The sequence below is a fragment of the Lactiplantibacillus sp. ME-2 genome (assembly GCF_022549155.1).
Taxonomy (GTDB): domain Bacteria; phylum Bacillota; class Bacilli; order Lactobacillales; family Lactobacillaceae; genus Lactiplantibacillus; species Lactiplantibacillus plantarum.
Genome location: NZ_JAKZEQ010000006.1, coordinates 1 through 11,069 on the forward strand (window position 1 = coordinate 1; position 11,069 = coordinate 11,069).

The following is an 11,069-nucleotide window of genomic DNA, read 5'->3' on the forward strand; positions in this document are numbered from 1 at the left end:
TCGATTCGTTTTTCCTCAGATTATACCTGAATTTTTAGTTTTCAGACAGTCCCTAACCAACATGTTTTAATTCTAAGTAAGCCTAAATCGCAATGAGCACCGGTCATATTACACTCTATTTTACCGACTTTTGTATTAATTTTACATGATTATTGGGCGCCAATTCCTTATTTTTTTGCTAAAATGTAAGTGGTCACATTCGATTAATCCTAGGAGGAACCTATAATGTCGAAAACTTATCGCTGGGCCATTGTTGGCCTTGGTAACATCGCGCACAGTTTCGTTAAATATTTTGATCAACCTGACGGAAAAATCTACGCCGTTTGCTCACGTTCGCAGGATAAAGCTAACTCCTTTGCTGCCGAACACAATATTCCAAAAGCTTATGGTAATTTAGACGAGCTACTGGCTGATGAACAAGTCGACATCGTTTACGTGGCAACGCCCCATAATTATCACATTGACACGATTTTACCCGCCTTACGTGCTGGCAAACACGTCCTCAGTGAAAAGGCCATCACAATGTCTAGTACCCAACTCGCAATCGCCAAGGAAGTGGCTGCTAGCAACCACCTTATCTTAGCGGAAGCGATGACCCTGTATCACATGCCATTATACGAGAAGCTCCATGATTTTGCGGCAGAACGTCATCTTGGTGATCTGAAAATGATCCAAGCTAGCTTTGGTAGTTTTAAAGAACCAGACCCAACTAATCGCTTCTTTAATTCCGACCTTGCCGGCGGTGCTTTACTGGACATTGGTGTCTATGCCCTAGCCTTCGTGGAAGAATTCTTGACTGCTAAACCATACATTACCGGAACAACCATGCACCGATTCAGCAGTGGCGTCGATGAATCTTCGACAATCACGTTACGAAACGCCAATGATGAACTGGCCACCGTTGCCTTAACGTTCCGAGCTAAAATGCCTAAACGCGGTATCGTCGCGTATGAGAATGGTTACTTTACCGTTGATACCTATCCACGTGCCGACAGTGCCACTTTCACCGACAGCGAAGGCCATACTGAAACCATCACAGCCGGCGATAGCACTAACGCCATGAATTACGAAATTGCTGACATGCAAAAAATGGTTGCTGGCGAATTACACAACACGAGTCTTGCTAAAACGACTGACGTTATGGATATCATGACTGCCGCTCGTGCACAATGGGACTTCCGCTATCCATTTGAAAACTAGTTATAAATAACATCTTTATGTAAATTAAAAAAGCTTAGATACCGTGTGTTTTTTCACACGATATCTAAGCTTTTTTTACCCCCGTGAAATACCATTGAAAAACCCCAAGCCATAAAATCAGAAAGCCAGCTTGGACTCGCTGGGAAAAATACTGCTTAGTATCAACTTGGTTAGTTGGCGCTTTCTCAAAGCCATACTCGTTTATTGAAGGACTAGTTAAAAATCAGTCCTAAGCCCATGAAAACGATAAATGAAAGACAAATCAACGTTGCGTTTTTAATTGAAATCGTGAAAGTTTCTCGTTTGACCTGTTTGTGCAAGAAGACCCGCGTATTTTTCCAAACTGGAATAATACTGAGCAACGTTAGTAAACTAAACTTTGGTAGCACACCCATCAAGACCGCAATCACCAGACAAGCATAACCAGCAACGTAACTCCATGCAAATACCTGAAGCATCACCGGTTTGCCAAGGTAATACAAAATCGTGTGTCGCCCTAACGCAATGTCCTCGTCCATATCACAAATATTATTAGCTAACATAATGTTAGAAATTGCAAAAATGGCCAGACCTGACGCAATTAAAACAGCCAGCGTTGACTGCCAAGTAATGGCTGCCGTGTCATACGTATTAATAAAGACGGCAATCCAGAAGATCATAAAGCCCATCGTAAAGCCCGAGAAAAATTCGCCAAACGGGCCTTGTGAAATTGGCTTCGGACCGCCAGCGTAAAAGTAACCGACCGCATATGAATATAGCCCCATCCACAACAACGGCAACCCCGTTTGTGTTACTAACCATAGTCCGATAATCAATGAGATTCCGGTTAAACCAAACGTAATCGTCCGGGCCTGACCAATGGAAATCTGGTTAACACCGACCACATTAGTCTCTTGCAAAAATTCTTGATTGTCGTCATTACGTGGCGCGTGTAGGAAGTCTTGGTAATTATCATTCGCATTAGTCGCCATATGAAAAAGTGAAGATGCAATGAAAAATAGCAATAAATAACCAAGATGTAACTGATGATAATTATAATAGGCGTACATACTCCCCAAAACGAACGGTAACACGCTCGCAATTAATGATTTAATTTCAACAAATTCAAGAAACACTTTTGGTTTCAATGATTTACACCATCCTTTTGTTTGACAACGAAACAAGTTATTTGTACCTTTAATATAGATTGTATTTTAGAATGTGACTGGCTGCAAGTGTTGGCGTCAAAACGTCCCGGAGCCATCTCTCAAATAAAGCGGGGTATTTTGATTATGATGCAAACCATTTGGCAACCGGAAAGTCTTGTCGCAAAGGAGCTAGCAGCGCTGAAGCCGTATCTAGCTACTAACGTAAAAATTGATAACGCCGCCATTAATGACCGCGTACACGACTTACTCGCTGCGGGTGGTAAGTTTTTACGCCCGGGCTTCTTTTACTTGTTTAGTCAATTTGGACCGGATCATAACACGGCCCGGTTACGTGCTGGCGCAGCGGCTATGGAACTACTACACGTGGCGACACTGATTCACGATGATGTAATTGATGAATCGCCAGAACGCCGCCATGTGACAACGATCCACCAAGACTACGGTCAACGTAATGCTATTTACGCCGGTGATCTGCTGTTTACCTGCTATTTCGATCAAGTCCTGATTGCTGCCAAGACAGCTGACGACGTTAAAATCAATACTGCGGCGATGCGAGCCATCCTCCAAGGCGAACTGGATCAAATGGCACATAACTTCGATCCGACGACCACGGTCGATGACTACTTAGCAATTGCTCGTGGCAAAACGGCCCGTCTGTTCAGCCTCAGTTGTGAACAAGGTGCCCACTTCGCGGGTGCCGACGCAGGCGTCGTTAAACTAGCGCAACAGATTGGTGAACGGATGGGGTTAGCCTACCAGATGTTAGATGACGTCCTTGACTACGCCGGTGATGAGGCCTTAACTCAAAAGCCGGCGCTTAATGACTTACGGGACGGCGTTTATTCACTGCCACTTATCTACGCCCTGACCGCTGAACCACAATTGGCCGAACAATTACCCCAACCCGGCGACCACATCAGTAATGAACAGCTACTGACAATTCGCGATCAGGTCATTGCTTTGGGGGGCGTTACCCAGGCACAACAATTGGCTACTCACTATACCAAAACCGCACTGAACCTAATCGATCAGCTACCAACTGGTGAAACACAACAAACTTTACGCCGGCTAGTGACTGAATTACTGGTTCGCAACCATTAATACACAAATTAAATCAGCGCGTCAAAGTAACCTATTACTCTGACGCGCTGATTTTTCAGCTACAACCACTACTCACCCTACACCGCCGCGATTTAGTCAAAAATTGTTATCCATTCCGCCGAAATAAATAGTATTATAGTATTTGTATAAAAATTGTAATAACGGGGCTATTTTTACTAGGAGGGGTTTCATGAAAAAGATTGTTAATTGGTTGCTGGGGAGCGTACTAATGATCGCAGCGGTCACAATGCTAAGTTCAGTATCTGCGAATGCCAGCACTTACTATCATCGCACGCCAACGCGGGCAACGGCTAGAAAGGCCTATTATACGACCGATACCAAATCACATACCTTTAGGGCTAATGGTAATTATAATCGTTGGACATTCAGGGCCAATCATGATTTGAAGAACTATCGCAACACCGTCTGGACAACGACTCAGCAAACTGATATTATCATGCACGGCAAAAAGGTTCGTTACTACTGGGTTCACAATAGCAAGAATGGGGCCACTGGCTGGATTTGGAGTGGCTACTTAAAGCCAGTTAAAGCCAAAGCTGCCACCCCATCCGAAGCAACACTCGTCTCCAGAATGCGTGTGTCCAAAAAGGCTCAGCAAATCGTGACGGTCATTCAAAATGGCTCATCCACGGCCACTCTTAAACTTTGGCAAAAAACCAATCGCGGCTGGAAGAATACACTAACTTCCGCAAGTCGCATCGGAGCCGCTGGCATCGGCAATTCTCACGAAGGTAGCAGTACCACACCCAAAGGCGTTTATCACTTAAGCTTCGCATTTGGTAAAGCTGCCAGTGCAAGAACTAGTGGTATGGCCTATCGACAGATCAACCGGAAATCTTACTGGATTGAAGATCCACATGACCGGCAATATAACACTTGGCAGAACCGAAACTGGGCCAATAATAAGAACGAGCATCTGATCGATTACACGAAGGCCGCGCCCCACAATCAGTATCAATTAGCGATTGTGATGGACAATCACGGTCAGCATAATGGCTCGGGCTTCTTTATTCACGTCAAGAATCAATGGGCAACGGCTGGTTGCGTCTCAATCAATTACAATGATGTACGGACCTTACTCAGCCGCTTAGGCACGAAAGCCTACGTGGTCGACGTTCAGAATCGGGCACAATTACAAAATTACTAACAGGTTAAATCATAACCTGGCGATTAATTGCATATAAAAAGGACTTGGTCTCAGCGACTAAGTCCTTTTTACGCTCTAAATCGGCGGTGTAATCAGTAATGGTCATCATGACCACTACATTCGTAGGCTGAATACCCATTCAGCGCAGTAATTAAAAGTCTGTTTCACAAGCCCAAGGTGCACGTGGAAGACTGCTATCAACCGGATTACCGATCATTGTTCGCATCATCACGCCCTTGATCCAAATCATAAAGGCGTTTAAACCGCGGTGCATTCGCGTACAATTCGCTCGGCGTACCGGCCATATCGAATTGACCATCTTCCAAGAAGCGAACTTGATCGACATGGTTGACCCCGGCCAAATGGTGCGTGACCCACAGAATCGTCTTATCATGCAAGACCCGGAACACCGTGGTCAGCAAATGGGCCTCGGTAATCGGATCAAGACTAACTGTCGGTTCATCTAAAATGATGATGGGCGCATCTTGTAATAAGATGCGAGCTAACGCGAGCCGTTGTCGTTCGCCACCAGAAAAGCGCGCACCGCCCTCTTCTACAACTGTCTCGTAACCATCGGGGAGCGTGTCGATCAAGGGTGCTAACTCGACTGCTGCTAGTGCGGCTTTAACTTGTTCGTCAGTCGCTTGCAAGTTACCCATCCGCACATTGTTCATAATCGTGGTATTGAACAAGTACGGCTGCTGATCCAAGACGCCGAATAACTGGGCGCGCTCAGTTTGTAACCGTGTGATGGGCACATCATTCAATTGAACCGTCCCACTATCCGGTGTCAGATCACCTAAAATCAGCTTGAGCAAGGTACTCTTTCCCGTTCCGGAAGGTCCTAGCAGGGCTACCTTTTCACCGGCTTTTAAAGTCAGATTCAAACCGTCAAAAATCGCGTGACCACCTTCCGCATATTTAAAGTCAAGGTCCGCAATACGCAATACTTGGAATGGCTCCGTTAAGACTGTCTGATCGTGTTCATCTTCAGGCGTGGTATCTAAGGCGTTGACTCGTTTGATTGACCGTTGATAACTTGGCCACTCACTAACACCCTGACTAACAGACTGCATGGCATCAACCAACGGGAATACGGAGAGGACAAACGCCGCAATCCAATTAGAACTAGCCGCATTCGTTGTCCAGTAAAAACTACTCCAGATCAAGAGCGCTAAACAAATCACCCCGAAAATGATCTGAATCGTAAAATCTCGCCACCACTGAAAGCGATGGTCCTGTTTACGAAGTGCCGCAATTGCTTCGATAGGCTGGGTTTGCCGCTCATAGAAATCCGTTTGACGTCCGGCAATCAACCAATCACCGAGCCCCATTACCGAATCAGTCAGCTGCGTATAAAAGCCCTGTTGAATCTGACGACTGCGTGATTCACGAGCACCATTCAGTAAGACCGACCATAGCGGCATTACCACAACGACCAATCCTAACATCAACAACATCAATAGCCCGAACCACCAGCTAAAGTAGCCCAGACCAATCACAATCACTAGCGTCATCAACCAGGCAATCACCGTTGGAAAAACGGTCCGTAAATATAAATTTTCAATATGGTCAATATCGTCAGCTAAAATGCTCAGGACATCACCAGTCTGGAAATTTTGGCGAATCGCTACGGCGTGCTTGGCGACGGATTGGTACAGTTTCTTACGAAAATCTGACACGATCCGTAGCACCCAGTTATGACTCGTAATTCGCTCCGCATAGCGAAAGGCAGGTCGACCAATCCCAAACGCTCTCGTTAGAACGATTGGCACATAAATCATCAGAATATTATACGGGTGTCGTGCGGCTTTACTGATCAAGTAGCCCGAGTTGAACATCAGCGCTGAACCGCAGAAAAATGTCATTAGACCCAAAAACAGCGTCAGGGCTAGTAACTTTTTATACTTGCGCAAATACGGCATGACCCAAGTATCATTTTTAAAAGTTGCCAAAAAATCTTTCATTAGATCGCACCTACCATTTCATCACGTAACCGAACGTACGCCCCGTCATGCGCGGCCAATTCCGCCGGTGTCCCTTGTTCAACGATTTCCCCATGATCCATCACTAACACGTAATCCATCTGATTAATCCAGTGTAACCGGTGAGTCGCAAAGAAAACTAAGTGATTATCAAGTACAGGTAAAATCGTCGTTTTCAGTTCCGCTTCAGTTTCAATATCCAAGTGGGCAGTTGGTTCATCAAATAACAGAACTCGCCGCGAGTCGTCAAGAAAGGCCCGCGCCAAAGCAATCCGTTGCGCCTGACCACCACTGACACCACGGGAGCCTTCACCAATCGCCGTATCCAACCCCGCTGGTAACGTTGCAATCCAGGCCGTTAATCCGGCGTTTTCAGCAGCTCGTTCAATCGCTTGACGTGAAGCGTCTGGCTGATAAAAAGCGATGTTCTCTGCTAACGTTGCATGGAACAGATATGGGTTTTGCGGAATGTAGAAAAAGCTCTGCTGCCAGGCGTCCTGGCTCAAATGCGAGACTGTTTGCCCGTTGACTTGAATTTTACCCTGATCAGCGACCGGGGTTAGAAAGCCACCTAACAAATTGATCAAAGTTGATTTGCCGGAGCCTGATGCCCCAATAATCCCGATCCGTTGGTAACCATGCACATCAATATTAATGTGTTTTAAGGCCAGCTGATCATCATCATACTTAAAATCAACGTCATGTAAGCTTAACGTACTATCACTTTGCCATTGCACAGGCTGAGTACCGAGCTGTTGACGTTCAGTTGGCACCGGCAAAGCTAGCATCTTCTGGACATCCGCAAACGCATTCTTGCCATTTAAAGTGGCATGATAATCATTAGCAAATGTTCGTAATGGCAAGAAATAGTCTGGCGATAAGACCAAAATAACCAACGCTGGTAGCAACGTAATCGTGCCGTTAATCAAACCAAAACCAAGGAAGACTGCGACAACCGCAATCGATAAGGTCGTGAAGAAATCCAAGGCGAAAGTCGATAACATCGCAATCTTGATGACCGCCATCGTTTGCTTGCGATAACCTTCACTACCCTGATAAACGTTGTCAGCGTACCGTTTGCTCAGTCCTAACTGCTTCAAGGTCGGTAAACCGCGCAGCGTATCAACGAAGTGATTAGACATCCGTTGATAGCCCACGTACTGCTTATCCGCTTTAGCTTGAGCGGCATAGCCCAAAATAATCATAAATAGAATAATTAATGGAAAAATTGCCAGTAGAAAAAGGGCCTCACGCCAGCGCAACCACGCGATGTAAATTAAAATGATCCACGGGATCACCATCATGTCGATTACTTTAATCACAACCAACATTAAGTATGTCTGAACTTTATCGATGCCTTCAAGCGCTGTCGTCACCACGTTACCAGTCCCAGTCTTAGCCACATAACTTGGGCCGAGCCGGTATAACTTCTGCATCACTTTACGCCGCAGGTCACCCGTCGTCTGTTCGACTAACGGATACATCACACGATTTTTAATGACGACCAGTAACTGCCGTCCGACCCAAGCTAATGCGAACCATAGCATGGGCTGACTGATCGACGCCAATGAATGCAAGTGCCACAGTCCAACAATCGCCACTGATAGATAGTAGGCCTGAAAGACAATACAAATACCCTCGACGATGGCCAGTAACCCTAAAATCGTGGCTGCTCGGCGCATCCCTGGTAGTTTAAATAATGCCGGATCAAACACATTCGATCACTCCCTACTTAAAATGAACGGGGTCGCACCCTGGCACTTGGCCAAGGTCGCGACCCCGTTGGTGCTGTTAAATTAATTGTACCACCGCACCAGTGATACTGTCGTCATCTGCATTTGAATTACGATGCCAACCGTTTATAGAAGACCCAGTAACTCCAAATAAAGTAGATCAACATAATCGGTAATACCGATAATGAGATTACAGTCATCAGATGCAACGTATATGGTGAATTAGACGCATCTTTAATCAGAATGCTGTATGCAGAATTGTTCGCCACCATGACACGTGGGAATAGTCCATTGAACAGGAGCACGACCACGTCGATCAGTGAGAGACCACTGCTAATAAATGAGAGCCATTCATGATTTCCATAAACACCCCAAGTTGCCAAGACCGTCAAAGCCACTAAGGCGACCACTAAAATCGTGGTTGAGATTGGTTTCTTGGTAAAGAAATCGGTGTTAAAGAACAGCAGAATTGCGAAGACAACTTCACCGGCAAACAGGACCCAGTATAACGGTTTGGCCCACTGAAGCGCCCGTTCACGCAACGTCCCGGTCGTCTTCAGACGAATAAAGTTTAACCCGTGCAAATAGCAGAGTAACGTTACGGCAACCCCACCAACGATTGAGAACAAGTTCACGTAATCGGTGAAGTGGGCAGTCATATCGCCATTGGCATTGATTGGCATCCCTTTGACCAAAGCAGTAAACATCATCCCAAATAGGAAGGCAGCAAAGAAACTACCTAGGGCTGCGGCCCATTCCCAGAAATTCCGGCCGGCGTCACTTTCCATCCGACTTCTAAATTCAAATGAGACCCCTCGCATAATGAGGGCCACTAGAATCAACAATAAGATAAGATAGAATCCGGAGAATAAGGAAGCATACCACATTGGGAACGACGCAAACATCGCCCCACCAGCAGTGATCAACCACACTTCATTGGCATCCCAATGTGGGCCAATCGTATGAATCACAACATCGCGCTCAGCGCGTGTTTGGGCTAAGCTCTTAATCGTCATCCCAACCCCGAAGTCAAAACCTTCAAGGAAGAAGAAACCACTAAATAGAACGCCCACCAGAATAAACCATAAGAATTGTAGATTACTCATGACTGAACGCCTCCTTACCATAAGGATCGTACGGTGCGTCATCGCTAGCTTGTAACAAATCATCAGGTCCTCGGTGTAAGGCACGCCGTGATAAGACGATCATGACAATGCCTAAGCCACTGAACAAGCAGAAGTACACGATGTTAGAGATCAGCAACGAAGCGACACTAACATTTGGTGAAACGGCATCTGCAATCGTCAGTAAACCATAAACAACCCATGGATAACGACCTAATTCAGTAATCAGCCACCCGGCCGTGTTTGCGGCGAATGGTAAGAACGTACAGATTCCTAGTACCCACAGGAACCAGCGCTGCCGCTCAATCAGCGTTGACTTTGCACGGTTGAAGTATAGACCGATAATGGCAATCAGTGCGAAGAGCCCACCAGCTACCGTCATGACCCGGAAGCTCCAGAAAAGCGTCTTTGTTGGCACGTAGTAGTTCATGTCCTTACCAAATTTCTTGTCATACTTGGCATGAAGTTCCTTGTTAAGGGTATTTTGTCCCTTCACATTACCGGACAACTTATGATAGCTTAAAATATCCAACACATACGGGATTTCAATCGACCAGTTGGCCTTATGGTTCTTAGTATCCATCCCTTCAATAACTGCCCATGAAGCTGGCGAGCCGGAATCCTTATATAAGCCTTCCGTTGCGGCAAACTTCATCGGTTGTTCTTTAATGATGTAACGCGTCTGTAAATCTCCCATTCCAATCACACCGATGGAAGCAACCAGGCCAACGATTAAACTGACCTTGATCGATTTGCGGAAGAACGTGACGTTTTTCTTTTTGAGTAACGCAAACGCCGCCATCCCAGCAACCACAAATGAGCCGGTAACAAACGCCCCAAACAACACATGTGGTAATTCATACCAGAGCTGTTCGTTCTTGACGACTGCTGCAAAGCTCGTCATCTGTGCACGACCAGTCTTGGTATTGATCATGAAACCAACTGGATTTTGCATGAAACTGTTCGCTGCTAAAATCCACATCGCGGAAATCATCGTCCCAATCGACGTTAGCCAGATAAACGCACAGTGGAGCTTGGCATTAAACCGATCCCAACCAAACATCCATAACCCAATAAACGTGGATTCCATAAAGAAGGCAACTAACGCTTCAATCGCTAGTGGCGCCCCAAAAATGTCACCCATAAACCGTGAATAATCAGACCAGTTCATCCCAAATTGGAATTCTTGTATAATCCCTGTCACGACACCAACGGCAAAGCTAAGTAAGAAAATGCGGCCCCAAAATTGTGCCATGTGCTTGTACATGATGTCTTTTTTGACAACATACACCGTTTCCATGATGGCAACAACCAAGGCTAAGCCGATTGATAATGGCACAAAGAAGAAATGAAACACCGTGGTCATCGCGAACTGAAAGCGCGCCAAGGATAAAATACTTAATCCGAGATTCATAATGGTCCCCCCTTTATTAATTTATTCCCTACGAAAGCGGAAACACTTTATTCACCTTTCATAATAGCAAGTGATAAGTGAAATTTCAATCAATCTCAACTTTTATTCCCAAAATAGTCAAAGCCGCTAATTTTCAAGGCCACTATTAGTACGCTTATTCGTTTGTAAGTTCACATTTTGCAATCTGGCATCTGCT

9 protein-coding genes are annotated in these 11,069 nt (G+C 45.6%); 3 read left to right on the forward strand and 6 right to left on the reverse strand.

From position 1 onward, the window contains the following. Positions 1 to 225 precede the first annotated feature (225 nt). Positions 226 to 1,200: a Gfo/Idh/MocA family oxidoreductase gene (locus MMY95_RS03215; RefSeq protein WP_241277499.1), complete on the forward strand. Its 975-nt coding sequence runs from the start codon at positions 226 to 228 to the stop codon at positions 1,198 to 1,200. A 212-nt stretch (positions 1,201 to 1,412) separates the two neighbouring features. Here the strand turns inward: MMY95_RS03215 and MMY95_RS03220 are convergent, their stop codons facing one another. After that, positions 1,413 to 2,327: a 1,4-dihydroxy-2-naphthoate polyprenyltransferase gene (locus MMY95_RS03220; RefSeq protein WP_241277500.1), complete on the reverse strand. Its 915-nt coding sequence runs from the start codon at positions 2,325 to 2,327 to the stop codon at positions 1,413 to 1,415. A 144-nt stretch (positions 2,328 to 2,471) separates the two neighbouring features. Here MMY95_RS03220 and MMY95_RS03225 point away from each other — a divergent pair, with 144 nt between their 5' ends. Both MMY95_RS03225 and MMY95_RS03230 read left to right on the forward strand, forming a co-directional pair. Continuing rightward, the gene (locus MMY95_RS03225) at positions 2,472 to 3,449 is read left to right on the forward strand and encodes a polyprenyl synthetase family protein (protein ID WP_104795604.1); all 978 of its coding nucleotides are present in this window, start codon (positions 2,472 to 2,474) and stop codon (positions 3,447 to 3,449) included. 190 nt (positions 3,450 to 3,639) lie between these two features. Next, positions 3,640 to 4,617 carry a L,D-transpeptidase family protein gene (locus tag MMY95_RS03230; RefSeq protein WP_003641329.1) on the forward strand — a complete coding sequence of 326 codons (978 nt, stop codon included), beginning with the start codon at positions 3,640 to 3,642 and terminating at the stop codon, positions 4,615 to 4,617. 4 nt (positions 4,618 to 4,621) lie between these two features. On the opposite strand, the gene MMY95_RS03235 is transcribed toward MMY95_RS03230, so the two are convergent. The 5 genes from MMY95_RS03235 to MMY95_RS03255 form a co-directional block, all read right to left on the reverse strand. Beyond that, positions 4,622 to 4,723 (reverse strand): ribosome recycling factor, encoded by a 102-nt coding sequence (locus tag MMY95_RS03235; RefSeq protein WP_241277501.1) that lies wholly within the window; start codon positions 4,721 to 4,723, stop codon positions 4,622 to 4,624. A 100-nt stretch (positions 4,724 to 4,823) separates the two neighbouring features. Next, positions 4,824 to 6,584, reverse strand: a complete 1,761-nt coding sequence (gene cydC / locus MMY95_RS03240) for a thiol reductant ABC exporter subunit CydC (RefSeq protein ID WP_104795602.1) — start codon at positions 6,582 to 6,584, stop codon at positions 4,824 to 4,826. Continuing rightward, positions 6,584 to 8,317 carry a thiol reductant ABC exporter subunit CydD gene (gene cydD / locus MMY95_RS03245; protein ID WP_241277502.1) on the reverse strand — a complete coding sequence of 578 codons (1,734 nt, stop codon included), beginning with the start codon at positions 8,315 to 8,317 and terminating at the stop codon, positions 6,584 to 6,586. The genes cydC and cydD overlap by 1 nt, the downstream gene beginning before the upstream one ends. Before the next feature lie 128 nt (positions 8,318 to 8,445). Then, on the reverse strand, positions 8,446 to 9,441 hold the full coding sequence (gene cydB, locus MMY95_RS03250; protein WP_003641325.1) for a cytochrome d ubiquinol oxidase subunit II: 996 nt from the start codon (positions 9,439 to 9,441) through the stop codon (positions 8,446 to 8,448). Next, positions 9,434 to 10,873: a cytochrome ubiquinol oxidase subunit I gene (locus MMY95_RS03255; protein ID WP_202861308.1), complete on the reverse strand. Its 1,440-nt coding sequence runs from the start codon at positions 10,871 to 10,873 to the stop codon at positions 9,434 to 9,436. Before MMY95_RS03255 ends, cydB begins: the two co-directional genes overlap by 8 nt. Between the last annotated feature and the right edge of the window lie 196 nt (positions 10,874 to 11,069).